General features: G+C 57.8%; 17 protein-coding genes and 1 other annotated feature. Of the genes, 8 read left to right on the forward strand and 9 right to left on the reverse strand.

All coding sequences use genetic code 11. The annotated features are described in order from the left end of the window. Positions 1 to 42 precede the first annotated feature (42 nt). Positions 43 to 666: a hypothetical protein gene (locus tag G0D83_RS24930; RefSeq protein WP_164197272.1), complete on the reverse strand. Its 624-nt coding sequence runs from the start codon at positions 664 to 666 to the stop codon at positions 43 to 45. 113 nt (positions 667 to 779) lie between these two features. Between G0D83_RS24930 and G0D83_RS24935 the strand changes: the two genes are divergently transcribed. The 4 genes from G0D83_RS24935 (at position 780) to G0D83_RS24950 (ending at position 7,217) form a co-directional block, all read left to right on the forward strand. Then, complete coding sequence (locus tag G0D83_RS24935) at positions 780 to 1,079, forward strand: hypothetical protein (RefSeq protein WP_164197273.1); 300 nt, start codon at positions 780 to 782, stop codon at positions 1,077 to 1,079. A gap of 17 nt (positions 1,080 to 1,096) precedes the next feature. Further along, entirely contained in the window at positions 1,097 to 2,377 is a 1,281-nt protein-coding gene (locus G0D83_RS24940; RefSeq protein WP_164197274.1) for a hypothetical protein, read from the forward strand. Positions 2,378 to 2,443: 66 nt separating this feature from the next. Beyond that, positions 2,444 to 6,664 carry a bifunctional DNA primase/polymerase gene (locus G0D83_RS24945; RefSeq protein WP_164197275.1) on the forward strand — a complete coding sequence of 1,407 codons (4,221 nt, stop codon included), beginning with the start codon at positions 2,444 to 2,446 and terminating at the stop codon, positions 6,662 to 6,664. Position 6,665: 1 nt separating this feature from the next. Then, entirely contained in the window at positions 6,666 to 7,217 is a 552-nt protein-coding gene (locus G0D83_RS24950) for a DUF262 domain-containing protein (RefSeq protein ID WP_164197276.1), read from the forward strand. A 48-nt stretch (positions 7,218 to 7,265) separates the two neighbouring features. Here G0D83_RS24950 and G0D83_RS24955 read toward each other — a convergent pair whose 3' ends face one another. Continuing rightward, a complete protein-coding gene (locus tag G0D83_RS24955; protein WP_164197277.1) occupies positions 7,266 to 8,081 on the reverse strand; it encodes a hypothetical protein in 816 nt (271 codons plus the stop codon). 141 nt (positions 8,082 to 8,222) lie between these two features. Here G0D83_RS24955 and G0D83_RS24960 point away from each other — a divergent pair, with 141 nt between their 5' ends. Beyond that, entirely contained in the window at positions 8,223 to 9,221 is a 999-nt protein-coding gene (locus tag G0D83_RS24960) for a hypothetical protein (protein ID WP_164197278.1), read from the forward strand. A 742-nt stretch (positions 9,222 to 9,963) separates the two neighbouring features. Then, positions 9,964 to 10,019 (reverse strand) — a sequence feature (sul1 is cis-regulatory element that is thought to sense ions involved in sulfur or methionine metabolism; They are found in Alphaproteobacteria). A 50-nt stretch (positions 10,020 to 10,069) separates the two neighbouring features. Here G0D83_RS24960 and G0D83_RS24965 read toward each other — a convergent pair. After that, entirely contained in the window at positions 10,070 to 10,561 is a 492-nt protein-coding gene (locus tag G0D83_RS24965) for a hypothetical protein (RefSeq protein WP_164197279.1), read from the reverse strand. A gap of 44 nt (positions 10,562 to 10,605) precedes the next feature. Here G0D83_RS24965 and G0D83_RS24970 point away from each other — a divergent pair, with 44 nt between their 5' ends. Next, complete coding sequence (locus tag G0D83_RS24970; RefSeq protein ID WP_164197280.1) at positions 10,606 to 11,058, forward strand: hypothetical protein; 453 nt, start codon at positions 10,606 to 10,608, stop codon at positions 11,056 to 11,058. A gap of 350 nt (positions 11,059 to 11,408) precedes the next feature. On the opposite strand, the gene G0D83_RS24975 is transcribed toward G0D83_RS24970, so the two are convergent. Beyond that, positions 11,409 to 11,993 (reverse strand): hypothetical protein, encoded by a 585-nt coding sequence (locus tag G0D83_RS24975; RefSeq protein ID WP_164197281.1) that lies wholly within the window; start codon positions 11,991 to 11,993, stop codon positions 11,409 to 11,411. Between the two features lie 69 nt (positions 11,994 to 12,062). Next, entirely contained in the window at positions 12,063 to 15,401 is a 3,339-nt protein-coding gene (locus tag G0D83_RS24980; RefSeq protein ID WP_164197282.1) for a type IV secretory system conjugative DNA transfer family protein, read from the reverse strand. A gap of 123 nt (positions 15,402 to 15,524) precedes the next feature. Between G0D83_RS24980 and G0D83_RS24985 the strand changes: the two genes are divergently transcribed. Next, the gene (locus G0D83_RS24985; protein ID WP_164197283.1) at positions 15,525 to 15,713 is read left to right on the forward strand and encodes a hypothetical protein; all 189 of its coding nucleotides are present in this window, start codon (positions 15,525 to 15,527) and stop codon (positions 15,711 to 15,713) included. Here G0D83_RS24985 and G0D83_RS24990 read toward each other — a convergent pair whose 3' ends face one another. Beyond that, positions 15,714 to 16,400, reverse strand: a complete 687-nt coding sequence (locus G0D83_RS24990) for a hypothetical protein (RefSeq protein ID WP_164197284.1) — start codon at positions 16,398 to 16,400, stop codon at positions 15,714 to 15,716. 95 nt (positions 16,401 to 16,495) lie between these two features. Between G0D83_RS24990 and G0D83_RS24995 the strand changes: the two genes are divergently transcribed. Further along, positions 16,496 to 17,626 (forward strand): hypothetical protein, encoded by a 1,131-nt coding sequence (locus tag G0D83_RS24995; RefSeq protein WP_164197285.1) that lies wholly within the window; start codon positions 16,496 to 16,498, stop codon positions 17,624 to 17,626. Between the two features lie 3 nt (positions 17,627 to 17,629). Here the strand turns inward: G0D83_RS24995 and G0D83_RS25000 are convergent, their stop codons facing one another. The 3 genes from G0D83_RS25000 to G0D83_RS25010 form a co-directional block, all read right to left on the reverse strand. Beyond that, on the reverse strand, positions 17,630 to 17,974 hold the full coding sequence (locus G0D83_RS25000) for a hypothetical protein (RefSeq protein ID WP_164197286.1): 345 nt from the start codon (positions 17,972 to 17,974) through the stop codon (positions 17,630 to 17,632). A 71-nt stretch (positions 17,975 to 18,045) separates the two neighbouring features. After that, positions 18,046 to 19,077, reverse strand: coding sequence for a helix-turn-helix domain-containing protein (locus G0D83_RS25005; protein WP_164197287.1), 1,032 nt, complete (start codon positions 19,075 to 19,077; stop codon positions 18,046 to 18,048). A gap of 162 nt (positions 19,078 to 19,239) precedes the next feature. Next, the gene (locus G0D83_RS25010; protein ID WP_164197288.1) at positions 19,240 to 20,226 is read right to left on the reverse strand and encodes a replication initiator protein A; all 987 of its coding nucleotides are present in this window, start codon (positions 20,224 to 20,226) and stop codon (positions 19,240 to 19,242) included. Positions 20,227 to 21,414: the final 1,188 nt, after the last annotated feature.

The following is a 21,414-nucleotide window of genomic DNA, read 5'->3' on the forward strand; positions in this document are numbered from 1 at the left end:
TTGAGAACTCCAGCTGTTACCGTGGTAGCAAGCCTCGCGCGCTCAACCGCCCAAAGGGATTTCTCGATGCTCATTGTAGAACTCACCCTCAAACAGCCCAAGCAGACTCTCAGCGGCCTCACTCTTGTTCGCGGATTCCGGCTCACGCTCTTCTCGCCCGCGATGCCCGTCAGTTCCCTCGGAGGCTTCCAGGCCGCCATCACCCGCCATTTTCTCCGCCTCAAGACGCTGAGCACTCGCAAAGAGAGACTCTTTCAGCAACGACAGATTTTCCCGGCACTCCTCATGCAATGAGAGCACATCATCAGCCAAGGTCCCGCAAGCTGTTGTAATACCGCAGTATAAACACCGATCCTTAGGATATGGAACGTCGAGTGAAGCCCAGAAATCCTCAACACTCATCTCTGTTACCGTGGTAACAGGTGAGGAGGCGATCCCCTTAGCACGAGAAAGTACCTGCACAACACGGGCCAGGTCTTCATCAAATTCACTCACCACAAGTGGCCAGGCAAAATCGCTATAAGTTCGATCGACGCCAAAGTCTTCGAACAGCGCTGGTTCCCAGTGCGTTCTGACCGAACTCCAGAGCGCCGAACGGACATCCGCCCCGCGCCGTATCTTCCGGGCGGCATCCGCCATGACAGCATCCAGGATACCATCACCCATGGCCTCCCGCACATCATCCGGCAAATGCCCACCACTCAGCACGCGGTAACTCTATCCTTATCTTCACCGCCTACATACCGATCCAAGTAACCACGTACAAGGATAGAATACCAGTGACCAAGGATAAATTCGTCCCTCTAGACTACGCCGACATAAGAATAGCCCAAGACAACGCCGTGCTCATCGCGGTTGACTACGCAGGCCTCACCTCCAAAAAGCCCGTCATCATCAGGAAGACCTCTGGCCAAATACAGATTTTGCAGGACGACACCGTCCGTGTTCAGTTCAAGTTGCCACTGCCCGAACTCGGGCCAGTCTACTCTCGCATCAACCCCGACAACGAAGTGATCATCACCCAGCTCAGGAAGAGTGGAAAAATTCAAATCTTCGAAAACATAACCTTCGAGGAATAAGCAAGAGACCCAATCAGATGGCCGAACACCTGGACAACGAAGCATTCGATGCCGAGCTGGATCCTTCCATGGAGCGAGACATGGCGGAACCAAGCTCTTTTGATGAGAATGATCCAGACGCTCCTCGAAAGAGGAAGAAGAAACTCGGCGGACGCAAGAAAGCCGCGAGCATCGCACCCGTCACCAAATCAGCCTCCACAGCGGAGGAAGGCCATGACTTGGGTGCACCAAAAGTCGTGCGCAACGAGGACCAGGCGGATGACACAATGCCGCCCCCCTTTGAGCTCCATCACGACCAGGAACCCAACGAACTCTCGGTCGCTGACGAGACAGGGGAGACCGTCGAGGATTCAGAAGCCCCAGACGCTCGCTCAGAGGCCGTCGACGACGATCATGAAACCGAGTATCTCACTGTGGAGGATCTCGATGCAGACATCGCTCTACAGGCGACCGAAGCCGTTCTGGATGAACACGACGCTCCACGAGGTCCCAAGCTTACCAAACGCCGGCGCGCCAGGAGAAACGCCAGTGTTGAGTTCAACCTGCCACCTAGCGAAGTCTCGCAAGGCATGTCGTTTTTCCAGCCCGCGAATACAGCAGGCAAGAAGGTCGGCATGGCACCGGTAGCGCCGGATGTGGCTTCGGCTGAGAACTCTGTCGAAGTGTCTCCTGCTCCAAAAGCAGTGCGACCAAAGCTCAGGGTATTGGAAGCTCCCCAGGCGACAGAGCCTCAGCCGAGCATCCCAATTCCGGCGCTTTCTGATATTGTAGAAGACGTGCGTCCCCGTCAGGTCACCGCAAGCCGCCGCGTCATCCAGCGCGCACATATGTTGGCTGCGCGCATCGACACTGGGGCGCTTGAGCCGTTGCCCCAATCAAGACCGCGCAAGCTGGACAAGTTCTTCTCCGGCCGAAGCCGCGGCTACATCGTTGAAAGCCCCAACCGGCGGAGCCTTCCAATGGTCGCTGTCGCGCGAAGACTGGGGGTCGCAGCCATCACGGCTCTGGCGGTCGTGGCCGGAAGTTTGTTGGTCATCGACCACACTGCCGGGCAGGCCGGTCAGAAAATCTCCTCCATGGAGCGCCTGAAGACACAGCTTCAGGACCTGGCTGATGCATCTCTGACTGGTCAGGAACTCCGCCAGGCCAGAGCGACCGTCGAGGTGGAAGACCTGGCTTCGGTTCTGCCGTCCAAAGCCGACCGTGCCGATATGGCACCCTTGGCGAGTAAGAGGCCACAAGCAAGGCTATCGGCCCCTGACGAGCCCCAGCACGAAGTTCGACCTCCCCTTATTTAAGGATAGGCGAAAAGTTGACATCTATTCTTCCAGAGGCTAGAAACGTTTCTGGAGTAAGAGGCCATTTTGTCCAGCAACTATCTCGATCTTTTCGATGGAGAAGAGATCACGTCCTCACCCCAGGAGCGGGGCGAGAATGTCGATCTCATGTTCCAACCTGCAGAGCCTGTTTTCGGTGCCGTCGCCGAAGACCTCGTAGCCCATGGTTGGTCGGTCTTCCCTCAGACAATGGACCGCTTTCCCGGGCGCCTGGCCAATGGCGACATGATCAACTGGTCGGCGGATCACAAGCTACCGTGGCAGCTTCCGAAACCACACGCACTGAAAACCTGGATCAACCAATGCGCGACGCTCAACGTTGGCGCCGCAATGGGGCAGGGGAGCGGCTACACATTTGCTCTCGATATCGACGTCACCGACGAGGAACTGAGTTCCAAGATCGTCCTGCTTGCCGAAGAGATGTTCGGCGAGACACCCTTTCATCGTGTCGGCATGGCGCCCAAGGTGGTACTGCTCTATCGGTATCCCGAGGATGACAAGGTCTCCAGCGTCTCTCGACATCTCACGGACACGACTCCAGACGGCAAGGTCATCGCTTCTGACCATGCGATCGAAGTCGTTGCCGAAGGCAAACCCATCACTTTCATGGGCAAGCACCACAAAACCGGTCGCTACTTCCAGTGGCTGAAGGCGAACCCGACCGAGCTGGGGCCCGAGGCTGCGCCCGTCGTCACATCACATCAGCTCTCGATGTTTTTCGAGGCCGTCGACGAGAACATTCGGCGCTTTTACCGCAACCCGACCGCTTTGCTCGCCCCCGCAGATATCGAGTGGGATCCAAATCAGGAAATCCACGTGCCCAAGCTGCGCGCAGGAGGGCAGGGGACCGGTTGGGTTGAAAACGAGCATGGCAAGGTCGTGGACGGCCGTGAAGCCTACCTGTCCTGGCTTGTTTTCGAATTTGCCCGTAACAACCCCGGCGCCCGTGAAAACCTGCGCTCTGCGATCTTCGACCAGTTCACTCTGACCGCAGAGGTCAGTGGTCGCTGGGCAGGCACCCGGCTTCTGCGAGAGATCGACAGCAAGCTCGGCCGGCTCATTCGCAAGCACGATGCGGGTGAACTCGACCTCACCCCGAGAACCTCCAAAGACGATGCCGCCGCAGAGGCCGCATCTGGCCAGTTCATTCTACCCTATTCTAGTGAGCAACTTGCGGAACGTGGATTTGGCTTTCTTCCGGACAGGTTTCGCAGGAAGCCCCTGAAGGGCAGCATTGTTAAGACCGAGGATCCCGTGGTCCTCACTGATGAGGACCGCCAAACGCAGATCGATGCGATCGGAGAGGGGCTCATGAGTGCTCTCGACACGTTTTTCGAAGATGTGTTCATGGCCGACTGCGGCCGCACGGCAGGGGAAAACAGGGTCCACATTGTCAAAGCGCCTACCGGTGCGGGGAAAACCTCGAGAACCATCCGATACATCGGTGAGAAGAAGGCCGAGCATGAAGCCCGGGCATCCCTGCCTCGACTCGATGGTCGCCGGGATGAAGATGGCAGGATCATTGCTCCGGCACAGGGGCTGACCACGAGCTACGAAACTCAGTCTGGCGCTATGGTGGAAGGTCGAATGCCGATCGTCTTCTTGCTACCGACCTACGCGAACATCGAGGAAGTGCGCATCCGTGCAGAGGTCCTCAACCTCGACCCCAACCTTGATGACGAACAGCTCAAAGCCGCAGCGTCCGCAAAAGGGCTCGTGCCCGAAGCCGAACTCGAGTCCCGCCTCGAGGACATGAAGCGAGACGCGATGAATGCAGGTCTCGACGTGCTCGTCTACAAGGGCAAAGTCGCTGCAGGTTGCCACATGGCTGACAAGGTGATGGCAGCCATGGAGGCCGGCGTGGGCACCTCTGGCTTCTGTAAAGCCCAGATCACGCGCGAAGACGGCGAAGCCGAGACTGTTTTCTGCCCTCACTATGCGGGCTGCCCGGCGATCACCCAAAAGGCGCGGATTCAGGAAAGCGATCTCGTCTTCACTCCCCATCCGTTCATGCAGCTGACCATCCCCGAGGAGTTGCAGCATGCCCGTGCCGTCATCGCCGACGAGCGCATTCACCACCTCTTCCTGCACACAACCGAGTTTCCGCTCGTTCACCTCGATCTTCCTCGAAAGGCGGCGCGTCTCAGCCGCAGAGAGCGTGATATGGGCCTCACCCCCGAGGACCTCATGCAATCGCGTCAGGAAGCTGTCGCCATCGTCAAAGACGCGCTCTCAAAAGACATCTGCCCAGCCGAGGCTCTGTTCGACCATCGACCGGCAAACCACGATGTGGAACGCCCGCCGGTAGCCAACGAATACGGGGAAACGCCCGCGGTCTCACGCGGCGCCTCGCTGGTGCAGGACTGCATCAGGATCTGCTCCAACGCACTGCGCAAAGACACCAACCTGAACCCGGAGATGTCGCTCGAAGAGGTCGTGGAGCTCTGCCGCAAGCCATCGGGTCTGCACGTTCGCGAAGAGAAGCAGTTCTGGGAGATCGTGGCGGACCGGATCGAACGGCTCAGCATGGGCAAGATGGCAGAGCAACTTGAGCGGCTTATCGAAGAGACCCCCAACGAGCTGATCGAGCAACGCCTGAAGCTGCAGCGGCATCTGATCTGGTTCAAGGCGCAATCCAAGATGCCCCACGGCGAACGCGAACTCAGAATTCAGAGAGTTCAGGATTTCCATCCCAACGGGGCGGTGCGCAACAGCATCCGGATTTCCTGGCGCACCAAGCCAAACTGGGAAAACATTCCCCTGCTTCTTCTTGATGCCTCCGCAGCTCCCGAGATCATCACAAAGATCTGGGGCGGCGCTGACGTGACCACGCATGACATCAGCGGACCTCTGCACATGAAGGTCGTTGGCATCGTGAACCGCACGTTCTCCAACGCCTCAATCATCGGTGACCCCGAAGGCAATGAGGTCGAGAAGCTCACGGCAGCAACTCGGCTCACCGCCCTGCGCGAGGCCATCTCATCGGTGAGCGCCTGGTTCGGAGACAGCAGGGTTGTTGCCGGCTCCTCCATTCTCGTCAGGCGGACTCTGAATTCTGACTGGATGGGCCCTGAAAATGTCGACTGGTGTCACTTCGGTGCCATGAGGGGGCTCGACTTTGCCAAGTTCCACGCAGCGGCAATCAGCATCGGTCGGATGGAGCTTCCCGTTCGCACGATCGATGGCCTAGTCGCTGCTCTGACATTCGACGATGAGAACCCTGAGCTTCCTTTCGATAAGCTCGGCACGGGCTTCAAAGGCAAGCCAGATGAGAAGGGTGGTTCGGAGCCACTCCTCATGCCAAACGGCATCCAGCGCCTCAAAATGCGGTCTGGAGAGGTTGTCGAGATCCCCACACCGAAGCACCCCGGTGTCTGGGGTCGGATGATCCAGAAGCAGTACCGCGAGGAAGAACTCCTGCAGTTTTGCGGCCGCCTACGTCCCGTCTATCGGCAGGGCGAGGCGCCCATCTGGTTCGCCATGAGTTCCGTCATCCCCGACAACCTGGTCATCGACGACCTGATCCATATGGATGATATCGTCACCAAGAAATCCTTCTTCTGGGATGCGATCCGCCGCTGCAATGGCATCGTACACCCAGACCTGCTCGTCGAGGTGTGCCCAGAGCTGTTCTCGGATCGCAACCACGCCATCTCCGAAATGTCCACCGCCGGCTTCGGCTTCAAAGATGGGATAAAGACCGGGGCCAAGTCCCAGGGGTTCACCGCTTATCGGATCCAGTCAGATCGCGCCGACGCCTACACATTTGTCCGCACCAACCTCGATGATCACCAGAAGAAGGTCGCTGCTGCCCTGGAGCGCCTCGAATTGTCGTTCGATCGCATTATCCCGGTCGACCCAAACGCCGCGCTGAAGTCTCTTGCCCGAGCACGAACCCCGGACAACATCGATATCGAGCTCGGCAAGATCGAAGAGCGCGAGAAGAAGGAGCAGCAGACAATCGAGGCCGCCGGACGCGAAATCATCCGCCGCGGCTCTGAACGCGCAGACATCGTCCGCGGGAAGAAGGAAGGCCGCCACACGCACCCGCTCGAATTCACTGCAGGCAGGACAGACATTCTGAAACGGAAATCCCTTCGCTACGCTGATTTCGAGTCTGCCCTCACTCTCTCGCAAGTTTGGGACAAGATGGCTGATGAGAGGTCCGCCCAGCGCGACACCCTCCTTTGGGAAACCGGGGAGGAAACCTACGAGGCGCTCGGGGCCCACACGTCAGATGGAAGATAAAATGACCCTACACGAAGAAATTGCACAAAACTCCCTCGCGGCGGCCTTTGACACTCTGAATTTCTCGGTCGGAGAAGTCGTTGCTCTCTACCGAGAAGGCGACATCGCCCTTCCTGAAAACTGGGAAGAGCGCTTCACGTGGTCCACGGAACGCAAGAGCGCCCTGATTGAGTCCCTGCTTGTCGGCATCCCGGTATCTGACATCTATCTGGCGGTGCAGGAAGATGGCACTTGGGAGCTCGTCGACGGGGTACAGAGGATCGCAACCATCCTGGAATTCATGGGGCACCTTCCGGGGCCCGGTGGCCACGATCGTTCACCTTTGGCCCTTACCGGAACCGACCTTTTGCCCTCGCTCGAGGGAATGGTGTGGGCCTCAGAAGAGCCGGATGCCAAGGTCTTGCCCACCAGGCTTCGGTTCGAGTTCCGCCGGCCCAAAATCGGCGCCCACGTTCTGCATCGCGGAGCTGCACCCGACGTCCGGCAATACCTCGATCGCATCGTACATGGTGACCGCGAGCCGGCTTCCCTGGAGCCTTGCTTACGGCCGTAACACATCTTCCGGTCCGGCCGCTGTTACCGTGGTAACAGCGGCACTCCCTCAGGAACGCTTCTGAATCCAGTCGTCATCGACTTTGAGGTGAACACCAATAGCCTGAAGCTTGTTCTCGGCGAAGGCACGCCCGCTGAGATGCGTATAGCCTTCAACCGGATCGACATACTCGAGCTTCACTTTCAGAGACGCATCATCCTGGCGCCGCATGCTCAGGACCTCAAACGCAACCTCTCGCGCCCCTGACGAGGCCATCATGGGATCTGCAATTTTCAGGAACCCTCCCTGCACGGCCACATAGGCTTCCTTCTCGAGGCCGTAGGCTTCCAGCTGGTCTTCTCCGACGTCGATCTTGCCGATGATGCAGCGCTCTTCGGTGGCATCGAATGCCTGGATATAGGCCTTCCGGTCATCCTGAATGATCCGTGCCACAGCTTCCTGAACGGGCTTTTCAGAAAACTTGGCGGCCGGGATATACCAGGTGTCCCGAACGCTGCTCAGTCGATCAATCTTCTTGAGGTGATGGTGACAGGGATGCCCAAGCGGCATCCGCAGGCGAACTCCACCAAGCCCGGCGAAGATCTCGAACTTGTGCATCACGCACCCTTGCTTTCGGAGAACCGAGAGGTTGTGGTCCCAGGACTTCGGCGCCTGCGCCTTCAGCTGCCTGGTGATTTTCTCTATGACCTCGGAAGAGGTCGCTCGGAGGAACGCCGGCTTGATCTGCCATGCCCTACGCTGAGGCATCCAGCGCCCCTTCAGCTTGTTCATGAAGGCCGAGAACTCCCGATCATACGGGAAGACGACCTCAAGCAGATCCTCCATTTCATAAACCTGAACTGTGCCAAAATCCACGAGCGCCATGTGTTCACCTTGATTATCCTTCCCCATAAATACACACACGACTTTCTTTATCCTTAACTCAGCGGCCACTTTAACCGAGAATTGTTGACCTGCGCCCGAGAAAATAGGATAACCGCATCAAATTGACCCACAGGACGTTTCATGAGTTTGACTGCAGACCAGATTTTGGAGCTACCAGAAGACCAAAGACACCTCGCCATCGAGAAATCCATCGAGAAGCTCTCGCTGTCGGACATTGGCAAGCTTTCGGATGCACTGACCGCAAGCATCGAACAGGATGTGCGTGCGATCGAAGGCTTCGCCAATAGCCAGGGAGCCATTCAAGATCGCAAGAAGCACTCCCCGAAGCCGAAGGCTGTATCTCAAGAGATCGCGGAGCCCATCTACACTGGCGCCATCCCAGGCACCGAGCAGACGGAACCGTCGCCCGCGGCGGAGGCCCCAGTTGCGCCAAAAGAACCCCGGCCCACCCGGGGGGGCAAAGAGCGCGCTGCCCAGCCGTTACAGCTCTCGCCGGACATGCGCATTGAGGAAAACCTGGAAGTCTCCCACGACGACCTTGACGATGTGGATGAGCCCCCCGTCTTCGATTTAGATGTCGACCCAGCCGAGCGCCATGGTCTCCCCGAGCTTGCCCCGGAGGAAGACGAGGACCCAAGGCAGGGCCTTATCGCTCGAATGCAAGCGAGTGCTCTTCAGGCGAATGAGGCCAAGCTCAGAGCTCCCAAACGCACACCAAAGGTGGGGCAGGGCGAAAAGTCATCGACAAAGAGCTTCACCGACAGCTTCGGCACCATCCAGGCGAAGGCGATGCCGTACCTGTGGGGTCTTGCCGGCGGATGGCTGGCAACCAATGAACTCTCGTCCAGGCTCGATAGCATGCAGGCGTGTGTCCTGGGCATCTTCGCCGGTACTTTCGCCGCGCTGCTGCTTGCCAAGATCAACAAGCAAGCTGCCTCTATGCCGATGCTTACCACCATGTTTCTTCTGAGTTGTCTGGCTCAGTACCACATCGGCATCCCGGAATTGGCAGCTGGAGAATTCAGTGACAACGCGATCATCATGGGGGTGTGTTCGATCATTTCGGGTGCAGCGCTGCTGATTGCCCTGCTCGTCAAGACAAAGCGCCGCAACGCATAGCCGGAGTGCCTCCAACCTCACTCAGGTCTCTCTCTGAGATCATGATCTCAAGACCCCAGTCCTGCACGACTGGGGTTTTCTTTTGCCGAGCCAACGCGAAGTGCCACCACCCGCACCGCACTACCCGGGGAATGTCCGAAAATGTCCTGAAATGCCTTACTCCTCTCTAGGCGCAGTACCTGATGGATAGATTTCGATCTATTCATCTGGATATCATGACTTCAATGGTACCACGGCCCAGCGCCAACACACTCAATCTCGATGTCCGCAAATGCCGAAAGGCAGCTGAGGCAACACCTTTGGAGCGCGTTTCCTCCCTGAGAACTCAGGATTTCGTCCGTTAGGCTCTCCTTGTTTCGGTCAGCACACAAGCTGTAGATAGGGCCTTAGCCGGTCCCACATGTACCAGCACTCAAAGTCACGGAACCGGACTTTGCAAGGGGAAATGGCTCCTCCGAACAGGGCCCATTCCACGATTATACCCACGATAGGGGGCTCCCCCATATAAACGTCGACCATCACTCTCTGGCCGACCCGCATCACGCGCCACCCAGTCATAGTTCACCTCGCTCCAGACAGCGCCTCGAGCTGGTACGTTCATGACCAACAAGGCTGATCGCGAGATCTCGAGCGCCAGCCGTATTCCGAAAACATCCTGAAAATGACAGCATGAGCAGACCGCTACCACGCCTAGGCAACCCGAAGAGGGTCGCGCCACAGTCATGCTTGGATTTTTCTAAGGGGTTGTCCGGCGGATCAGCGGCCGGAAGAGCCACCCGGGGTCTCACCGGGCCCTTGCGCTACCAGATCAGTAAAAGCGATTCCCGATCACTTCTCAAGATCCAAGATCACCTCGCTCCTGGCGCGAAGGGGTCCCTTTGATCGTCCTCGTCTCTCTCCCGTTCTGCTCGGGCCTCAATATCGCGCTGTGCCTTCTCGAGAGCTCGGCTTCGGAATGCATTGGACGATGACAGTGCATCCGTGAGACCGGTTTTCTTCTCAGCAGCCCGACCGGGTCTCGCGCCAACCCAATCCTGTTCTCCGTACCTCTCGAATGCCTGAGAGAGCACCTTTACCGGGTTCCCCTTGATCTGCCCGTTGCCTGCGATCTGTTTGAGAATGAGATGGGTGGCCTTGTAGGCGCGGGAGATGTCGCTCTCATCCAGCTCACCTTCAGCCGCGTCGAAGGCTTCCAGGGCGCGCTGCAGTGAGATCAAGCGCTGGGGCAGGTGTTCAGCACCTCCCTTCACCTTGAGAGCCTCCTGTCCCTTACGTTCGACGACATCCATCTGGAGTGCCCGGACACACCCCACGAGATTGGCCACGTGCTGAGGCAGCATCGTAATCTCCCTTTTACTGCATGCCTGGTACCTATGTTTCAGATATGAAGACCGATGAAATCACCAAAGCTCCCCAGCCCCAAGAAGACACCAATTGGTGGATGAACGCCATTCTCGGGAAACCGAGCGGGATCGCCGAAGTCGACAACATGCGTGAGGCCGCGGCCATACGCGTGGACGAGGCTCACGCCGGTCTTGCAAACCACCTGCGGGCGGCAACACGAGATGACACGAATTCTGACAGCTATCGGACGTTGGCTGCCACTCTGATCGTGTCCTCCGCGCTTCACGTACACCGTGAGAACCATCCCAAGGGCCACAGCGCTCTGATGAGCGCATGCTTGTCGTCTCACCCGGACCTTGAGGAAGCCCGGGGCCGCCTATTTCGGACAATAGATACCCAGAAAGCCCATCTAAGAGAGCTGAGGATCCAACGAGCCTGGCTTGCGGCAGTCTTCTTTGGCGCCGGCTTGTTGGCCGGACATCTTCTTTTCTAAAACATCGTCACGCTACAGCTCGACGACTAAAGCAAATTCAGAGCGCAGACAGTAGAATTCCGACCACTACTATCGCAAGCAAGGGAAGGCCCCAAAGGAGGGGGAGGGGGAGGCGATTCACCACCGGAGAGGGCTGGTAGCAATTGCCGCATTCGCTGGCTCCAAGACGCATCTTGTGACCGCAGGATCTGCAATGAAAAAGGCGACCGGATTGTAAACTCACGTGACCTCCACAATTCGGCGCCGAAATAAGGAAATAATAGGGCGCCATGCAGTAGCCCTATCGATTATCCTACGACACTTCAAGTGAGTCGATTGGCCGACTTGGTCAGCTGTCAGACCGCTCAGACTTAGGCCAGTCCCATCCGCGGCTCACTCACACCAGCCATGGCATCGGCAATGACCGGCGCAAGGCATTCTGTGAGTTCTTTAACCGTCGAGTTGACAACGTCACTGCTCGCCACGTCATCTCGGTAGACGTAGTACCTGCAGTCGCCTTCAAACGTATGGCCATCGCGATGGAGGCGAACCAGCGAGGTATTCTCGGCGCCGAAGTACCTGACCAGGTGCTCGGCCTCGTAGTCCATGCCGAGGTCGGTGTTGATCACGATGTCCGCATCAAGTTCACGGACACGATCGACAAGCATGCGAGCGACGATGTCGTGGCCATGCTCTGCACGCAGGCGCTCACTCTTGTCGATGTAGGCCTGTCGCGGGGTCAGGCCGCGGAACTCTTTCAGAGGTGTATCCTTGAGGGCCTCAAACGTGTCTGCTGCGCCTTCCAGGCCATACTCGGCGTGGGTTGCGTCCTTCACCGCCGTCGTGAACTTGACGAATGCGACCGTGGCACCCTTGTCGATAAGCCCCCGGCAAATCTCTCCTGCGGTATCCTTTCCCGCCCGCGGAGGGCCATTGAACATCACGAGTTTCTGCATGTCGTCTTCCTGTGTCTTGTTTTCCTGCCTTCTACATGGACAGGCTTAAGCATGGTTTTCAGAACCGGCTCACTCGTCATCCTCGTCGTCATCGATGATGAACTGCGACAGCAGATGTGTCGTGATGTCATCCGACTGCGGAATGCCATCATCACCGTCATCCTCGGCGCTGCCGGGATCGCGGGTATCTTCGCTGCCGCCCCCAAGTTCAACACCGAGATCATCGAGTTCATCGAACAGTGATCCTGCCGCTCGGGTCACATTGTCATCCACATCGGACGTCATGATGTCTTCCGGCTTCGGCATGTCGTCATCATCCATGAGCGACAGCGGATCGAGCGCATCGGAGATTTGTTTTTCAACCTGTTCACGAGAGGTGTCGGAATCGTAGTCAACTGCCGCCAGAGCGCTCAACACATCATCGGACGCAGCCATGTCGCCAGCCATGTTGATTTCGCGCTCATCATGCTCCGCATCTCCTTCAATCAGAACCTGGTGCGAGATACCTCTCTTGATCGGATTGCCGCGCGGACGGATCGGCCGGCGCTTGCCAGTGGATCCGTCGTCCTCTGACGCCGGGGTGTCAGCCCCCGCCTCAGGGTCCTCTTCACCAAGAATCCTCTTGTGGAAGCCTTTAATGGCTTCGGACTGCTCATGAATGATCGCCGCCACACTGCACGCGCCAGCATCAGTTGGTTTCTGCCGTGTCTGGATCATGTAGTCAAAGACCTTTACCGCGGTCGCGATCTTGTCCTTGCTGCCCCGAGCTTCCTCGATTGCCTGGGTGGCAGCTGCCTTGTTCTCGGCGATGAACTCCTCAGAGAGCATTTTCTCGGAGATGATCGGCAGGGTGCGCGCGCGCTCGAGGTCTTCATAGTCGGGTTTGGGCACCTTGATGAAGTGGTTGGCCCGCAGCTTGAGCTTCTTGTTGTCCACCGCCCCTTCGGGGTTGGCATAGAACGACTTTGCGCGAACGACCTTGTCCTGGAACATGATGTGCATCATGCCTTCGGTCTGCGCTTTGAGGTCTGTCCAGTTTACCCGGTCCGCAGCCTCGATCCGAGCGTCCATCCCATCGGAGTAGCCCACACCAAACTCACCGGATTTCCCCTGGAAACCGCCGGTTTGCGCCTTGAGGCCCTTGCCGCCGGCTTCTACCGCGAGCTTACCTGTGGTCTCGGCCTCTTCCGAACGCATGAAGATCTTCGTGTTCGTGTTCGCGATGATCGATGCAGCCTCTTTCTCGTTGAGGCGTTTCATCGCGGGAATATCCTGAGAGGCATAAACCATGGTGAAGCCCAGCGATCGCGCCTGGGCCGCCATCAGCGCCATGCCTTCCACCGTATAATAGCCGACCTCATCGAGAACACAGATGAACGGGGATGGCGAGTTCGTAGGGCGGTTTTCCACGACCTGCGCCCAGCTGCCCTCGAGGCTTGACCCCAGGGTCGCGCCCATCATGCCCTTGAGGGTTGCCACCACGATCTTGCCAAGGTTCGCGATCTCGTCGCCGGACTTTTCGAGCGCTGGCAGCATGATCACGAGGATCCTGCGGTTGAGAACCACGTCGAACATGTCCACTTCACCGTTCGGGGTGAAGAAGATGTGGCCATAGACGTCAGCCAGGCTGCCCAGGATTTTGGTGAACTGCATTTCCAGATAGCCGTGCTGATCGAGCGTTGTCTGAGCCTGCTTGTAGCCTTTCTCTGGTTGGAAGCCGGGCAGGGAGGTCAGGTAGGATTTGATCGTCTTGCGGATTGGCTGCGGCATGTCGGGATACTTGTCGACATCCCCGAGGTCGACGATCTTCCTCAGCGACATGAACTCACGGATCTCGCCCACGTTGAGATCGACGTGCCCTTCATCACGCAGCCAGCACAGAGCCCGCATGACACCGGTAAGCATCGCGGTTGCGCGGCCTTTCCACATGGCGCCATCACCGCCGGCATCGTCCATGAGGGAGACGACCATCTGGGTCAGCGAGTCCGACGAGCCGTTCGAGAACGGATTCAGAGTGTTCGACATGATCTTGCCGCCCATGGCGCCAAGGTCCTGGTTGCCGGTCATGAAATTCAGAACCAGCAGGTCGTCTTCGCGGCCGAAACGGCGGGCCAGGGCATAGACCTTCGCAAAGAGAGCAACGTCCCCCTTACCATCGCAGAAGAGGAAGCCCGAGCCCCACATCAGCGCGTTTGCGGCGAAGCCCAACAAGGATTCCGTGTTGTGCGTGACCACGTAGTCATCTGTGACGTAGAGATGGTCAGGGTGATCGATGTAGATACACTGCGCCTCCTTGCAGCCCGCAGGCTCAATCGAATAAATCAGAATCCCTGCACGCCCAGCGCGATCCCCTTCTGGAAGGTGGATACTGACACCGGTCACCTTGCCGCCCGCTTCCTCGATCCTTGCCAGGCCCCCGATCGAGCGAACGAGAGAGGCCAACTTGTCCGCGGTAGCTGCGCATGGGCACTCGGCCATGACGTAGGCGACGTTTACCCGTGAGATTGCGCATCCCAGGAGCCCCTGCAGGAAACGCCCGCGTTCTACGACCGGCGCAAGCTCCAACCTCTCCAGCGTAGCAAGCTCATCGCCGGGCAAATCATGTCCGAGTGCCATCTCCCCAGCGATACGGGCACCGAAGGCCCTGGCGTCGACCTCGAGGGGCAAATATCCAGGCACCGCCTTTGGGAGTGGGATCGACACGGAGTGGCCAACCGCCATGAGGTTGTGCACGTGCTCGGTGCTGAGGGTCTGCGCAGGCCCCTCATCCACGTAGACTGTCCACAGGTGTTCGGCGCAGGCTTCCGTCGACCGGCCGTCTTCCATCGCAACGGAAAAGACATCGATCTCGCCCTGCGGATAGATCGCTTTGACTTCGGCCTCGCTGCCATCGGCTGCGATGACCATCTGCCCCACCTGAATGTCCCCCATTCGGATGAAACCCTGGCGCGTGCGGACCAAAGCCGAGAGGGGTTGCGCCTTACCGGCACCGGTAGTCCCCACAACGAGGAAGTGCTGGCGGGCGTCATCGTTTGTGAGCCACACTTCCTTACCGGTCTTCATCTCGTTCCCGAGGAAGAAGATGCCCTTCGCGCTGGTTGGCTTCCCGTGCGCCGGGTGCGGCTGGTGGGGGTCCATGAAGCCACTCTGGATTGGCATCTTGATCGGCGTGGACTCCTCACGTTTCATGCCCCACCGGTAGAAGCAGAACGCGATGGCCAGGAGAAACTCTGAAATCTCACCAACGACGATCGCACCGGCGGCCATCATGAAGAGGAGCACGAACATGTTGTTCGGGATCGTGATCCAGTCTTTGAATTTCTTGAGCTTTCCCCGGGTATCCCGGACGAGGAACTCTTCATTGAGTTCCTGCTCTTTGGTTAGACCTCGTACCTTCTTTTCCGCCATGCGCTGACTCTTTGCCTCGGAAGCTTCTCGCAACCGGCAAGTAGTCGACAATCATTAGCCAGGATTAACGCCGCATAGAGACATGCCGCCCACTTCACTGAATGAACAGTGAGGCGCTAGATCATGGCACGGAAACCTGGAATAAAATCACCGCTCCACCGGAGAGGGCGCCGCAAGCTGAGCCCCACCGCGAAATTCATCACGGTCGAAGAGCAGGCCGCCATCGACAAATGGCTTATGAGCAACGACGTGGAAGTGCTTGAACCGGTCGATCCCGACGCCACGGTCGATGACGGCGAGGCCTCTGAGTAGTCAGAACTTCATGACTGCCGAGATATCCGCATCCCGGCAGATCTTGTAGGCGACCCGCAGATCGGGGATCGACATCGTTGCGATGTTCTTCTCCGACAGTCCGGCTTCTTCTGCAGCATGCGCCAGATAGCGGTACGCACGGGTCTTGGCCTTGTTGATCACCTTGGGCATGTCCGAGGGGTCTCCCGCCCAGTCCAGGATGTCCGGCGCCTCTTCCCACAGACGATCAAACTGCTCGCTGGTCAGCTTCCTTGCGCGGCGAGTTTCCGCATCGGCCACATCCGAGGCCAGGCTTCCGCCAGTGTTCGCCGGTAGAACCGTCTTACACTCCTCTCTCTCCTCGCGGTGAGAGCACAGATAGAACCAGGGCGACTTGGGGTTGCCCAACCTGAAGAATTTCTTCTTGAGCTCGAGGCGTCCCGTGCAGTCCGGGCACTTGTGGCCAGGCCGAAACCACTTATCACCTGTCGACGCGCGCACCCTAAGTTTTCCCGAGCCCGTGTCGAGCACCAGCTTGCTGTTCGACAGCTCATCAAGATCATCGGATGACTTCCCGGGCTTTGACTCGCCGAAGATGAACGCTGAATTCGCACGCTCCAGAACGTCATCTGCCTCCCACTCGGCGAAGGCTTTGTTGCCGCCGGGAATGGAGTAGTGGACGTATTGAGCGGAAGTTTTCTTTGCCATGCGCGGGCCCCTAGATCGAATTCTATTCTACATACCGAGATGTCTGGTCGCAACGATTAATCCTTATATAAGGAGAAGCCTGTATAGAGGAAAACATGTCAAAAAAACCGATCCTCCACGCACTCGGAACTGCACTTCTTGTCCTCGCCAGCCCGGCCGTTGGGCAGGTCAACGATGTCACTCCCTCTTCGCCCCAGGTAGACACTCTGAAATCTGTTCGCCAGATCAGCGCACGAGAATGGTTGATCGAGGCCGGAAGTGACCTCCATTCGATGTCCAGTGCACGTACAGACGCCATCCATCGGGCCGTCGAGCAGGTGGCTTTCGATCTGGAGATGCCAGAAGGCGCTCTAGAGGCAGACTTCATAGAGAAAGCTCTGATCCTGGACGAGAGCTACGATGAAACCGGGTACCACTCGCTCCTCAGAGTGCTCAGCCGCTTGGAAGACTCTGATTTTGCGATCTCCCAATCCAGAGAGACCAGTTTTGAAAGCACTGCGGTCCCAGATGCCATGCGGCCGGCTTGGGTTCTTGTCGTGCCGGCCGTCGTACGGGAGAACGGCAGTTGGGACATCGCGCAGAGGAACTCCACCTGGGCCTCAAAGTGGCGGATCCCGTTCAGGGACGGTGTCACCCAATTCGTCCCCGCAACCTTCGACGCCGACGATCGGAAGATCAGCGAGGGCGCAGCAGACTTCGACGTGATGTCCAAGCACCTCAAGACCCGCTACGGAGCCGCCGAGATCCTCTACGCCGCGCAGGGGGCGGAAGGGGAGGTCATGATCTCACACTGGTCTGCAGATAACGGGTGGATGGGCACCTTGAGCGCTGGCACCGGCATCGATACCGGAAACGTCACCGGTCTTCGAGCCACCGTGCTTGATGGGTTTTGGTCAACCTTCCCAAGCTCCATGAACCGCCAGCCCGAAACCATGATCGACAACACAAGGCTGACCGCGGGGACGGCCGGTGCCACGCGTTATCGCCTAGTCGGGGCACCGCGGCCGAATGGCGATAGCCTCAGAGGCTTCATCCAGATCATTGCTGAGGAAACAGAAGAACTTGAGACCATCCGCCAGAAACTGAGCCGGGTGAGCGGGCTTGAGCTGGTCCGCCTCGAAGATCACGGATCCAGCTACTTTGGCGAATACACCTATGCCGGGACGGATCGACAAGCCCTGGCGCAGGCTCTCACCATCCACGGCTTCTCATCTGACCTCTTCTGAGGATCAGCGAGTAGGCCCTGCCGACACGCCGGCTTCCATCTCCAGCTGCTTCTCGTAGCGCTGAAGACAGACGTCGATGTCGATGCCTTGCGACATCGGCTCGAAGTCGGCTCCATTCCTCGAGACCTCGAGCACAAAGTTGGTGATCGGTGTCTCGCCGTCCCTGCTGACGCCGGATCGGCCGCTCAGCTTGTAGAGCGTTCCGTCTTCTTCCGGCAGCGCAAAACCTGGCATGCTACTTCCAACAGCAGAGCTGCTGTCGATCTGCAGATTGTTCACCATGCCAAAGGCGATCACTGCCTTCTTGGCACGCTTTTCCATTTCGGTGGCGTCGTTTTGGTTCTCCACGGACCTGATCCTCGTTGTTCGTACTCCTCAGATTGATCGCAATATCGCAAGAGACAAAGTCTCAAGCACTTCTATGAGAAGCGGAGACGCTCGAACCTCAAGCCTGCCGCCCGACATGCCCTGGCGATCGTTCCCTCGCACTTCTCGCTGACAAAGCGGCGACCATAAGAGCTACCTCCGCCGACAAGCAGAGTTCCATCAGAGATCGACGACAAATCGAGCTGTGACAACCACGCCCGGTAGAAGTCGAGGCCGCGGTCCTTGGCCAACATCAGGCACGCAGCCTTGAAGCGGGCGCCTTCGGAGACAAACGCGGCCGGTGCCGTACCGGTCAGCATTGCGTAGACCGCAGTCTTCACCTCAGCAGGCATCTGATCAGCAGCGTCCACGAAGGCCTCGACGTCGGTGTCGATCTTCGCTGGCTGCTCCTTGGCCTGCCTGATCCGAGCCCGGGCTGCGGATTTCTCGCTCTGAGGCTTGCCGAGAAGCTCTCGTTTGCGATCTGCATCGAGCCAGTCGAGGAGAGCCACGTCAAAATCAGCGTACTGATAGCCACGCTCCGCGACCTTGGCACGGAACTTCGCCAGGTAGCGGTCCCCAGCATCTGCTCCGAGGGCATTCGTCAACGCGGTGAGCGTCGAGGCCGCTGGCTTCCAATCGTCGATCGAGATTTCAGAGAGAGATTTGTTAATTGGATTCTTGTTTGTGTCAGCCTGCTTTACAGGGGGTGTCAGGGGGCTGACATTCGAAATTTTGTCTTCTCTGACAGCTACTTGCCCCACTTCACCCGCGGCAGTCGTCTCTTGATAGATCACCTCATAGAGGCAGCTGGTGGTCGCCTGGCCTCTTCGGGTAGTGATCGTCTGGTACGTCTTTTTGAGGAGCCCGAGCTGTTCGAGTTCCTTGATCGCCGAATTCACCCAAGGACGCGAGCGTCCAAGGAAGTCGGCAAGAGCTCCCTGCGATGGGTAGCATGTGTTCGTATCTTTGTCGGCGTGCTTGGACAGCGCAGCGAGGAGCGCAAGGTGCATACCCTTGCCCTCGAGGCGCGTGAACCACCACAACGGCGACCGAACGAACGGCTCCGTGGTTTGAGTAGACATCACTGCTCCGTGGCCGGAATTTACTCATTCCGGTCCTTTTCTGTTGTAAGCGGATCAGAGGACGCCTATTATCGAATTGCTAAGACGATTGTAGGCCCCTCTGGGGTTCTCATCGAGAGGTGGTCAGAGTTGGCGCTCTGGTCACCTCTTTCTTTTAGGGTGTCACAAATCCTCCTCTTCTTCGGCCACCCAGACGCCGAGCGAGTTGAGATCCTCAGAGTTCAACGACGGTTGCCACTCCGGGATTTCATCAAGGTGGATATTCAGCTCATTCGTCTGAGGTTGGCCTCTGACGAAGACGAACCACTGCTTTTCGGCGAGTACACGAGCTCCCCAAGCGCAAGACATCTCGGGATGAGCCTCGGTGTACGGGTAAATTGCGTGCTCGGGAACGTTAGTGGGGGGCTTTCCGCTTTCCCCGACGATCTGACGCTTGAGGTTCTTCTTGAACGTCTTTGTCGACGTATCACACCCGGTGCGCTCCATGAGCTCCTGCATCCGGATCTTGAAGATGTCCTTCTGAGTTTCAGTGCTGACGACCTCATAGATCCGCTGCATGAGCTGGCTCTTGAGTTGGAAGTAGCCCTTGGCGTATTCGACGAAGCTTCCACGCTCAGCAGCGTTCACGATCCACTCGCAAGGCACGATGGTGAACGAAGTCATGCATCGCTTCGACTCCCCTGCAATCATGCGCGTCGTGTAGTGAACTTTCGCGCTCTGGATCCAGTTGAAGTAGGACACCACGCCGTCACCCTGAAGCTCGACATTGGTGTAAACCTTTGTGCTCGTGAGGCGGTCGATGGTCTCGTTGACCTGATGGTAGGCATGGCCACTCGAGTTGATCCCCATCTTCCGAAGATACTCGCTGATCGACACTCGAAGCGTTCGGAAGTCTTTGCCCTGCTCTTTCATCTCAAGCATGCGCGTGAGAACGAACGCGAGGAACGACTTGTCGTGTTGCGTCGCCGGCCCGAGCTTCTCATTGCCCTCGATGCGCAGGTACACATAGCCATCGCCGTTGGCGAAGCGGGTTGTGAACGTGTGCTCGTTGGGCGAGAGGGCGAACAGCTTGAGGACCATGAGGACGGGGTTGTTCCCGATGTCCTTGGTAATGTCCTTAGACGCCGTCTGCTCAAGGAGCATCGACATCTGCTCCCCCTTCGCATCGGAGGGAGCGTCAAATAGAGTTTGACTGCCCACTTTCAACATCTGTCCGCCTGTAGTTTTGTTTTTACTCGATTATTGCAAGCATCATCCACGCGGACAGTTGCCGACGCAAACGGTTTCGCGCGTAGTCTGGGGACCCTTGGAGATTCTTTCCGCGTAGTTCAGGGCCCCTTGGCGACCGCCTCTACACTCTCCGCGTAGTCTAGGGAACCTTAAGCGGAAGACCAAAAGTGCCTTGGAGCCACGTAGTTCGAGGAACCCTTGCGCTATACCACTGTAATCAAATAACTTTTCTCGAAAAGGCGGTAGTACGCAATATCGTCCGATTCGAGTGAGATTCGGCATTTCGACCCCGATTCAACTATCTTCAGGCTCCCTCCTGTTCGCGCGTAGTCTGGGGAACCTTAGAGCAATAGAGCGCGAAATCGACGGAACCTTAGTGAGCGACGCCCAGAGCACGGGCATTAATAATACCCTAGAAACAGTAACATAGCAGAAATTCTATTCCAAGGTTCCCTGAACTTCGCGCTCGATCGTGAGCTGAGGTTCCATCTCCAAGGTTCCCCGAACTTCGCGGATAACCGGCTAAGGTTCCCCAGACTACGCGTGTTAGCTCTGCAAGGATCCCCAGACTACGCGTGTTAGCTCTGCAAGGATCCCCAGACTACGCGGAGGTCTCGAACCGTCCTTCGCGGCCGTGCGGCGCTCTAAAGTTCCCCGGGCTTCGCGGGAGAACCATCCAAAGTTCCCTGAACTTCGCGGCCAGGCCCTCTTGAAGGGGAGTCCCCAGGTCGATCTTGGTCCGACGTCCGCCGCTAAGGTTCCAAGTATTTCGCGAATACTAAACCAAAGGGCCCCAGACTACGCGGAACGGAGGGTGACACACGCAGTTTTATCCACAGGCGAGCTAAATTCTGTGGATAAATGGACGTGAACCCCGCTTACTTCCACAAGAGCAGACTGCGAAGTGGGTTGGGCATGCGCCAAGGTTCCACGTATTTCGCGATTCACACAGAAGTCTCCCACGTCGTTCTAGAGGGCGTATGGTTCCGTACGCACAGGTGCGTGCCGCCGTGCAAATACACGAAGCTGACGGAACCTTGGCCGCTCGATATCTCGTATGACCGCGCGGAAGCAACGCCGAGAGGCAAACTCCGCATCGATTGAAAT

The organism is Salipiger sp. PrR003, assembly GCF_010500785.1.
GTDB classification, from domain to species: Bacteria; Pseudomonadota; Alphaproteobacteria; order Rhodobacterales; family Rhodobacteraceae; genus Salipiger; species Salipiger pacificus_A.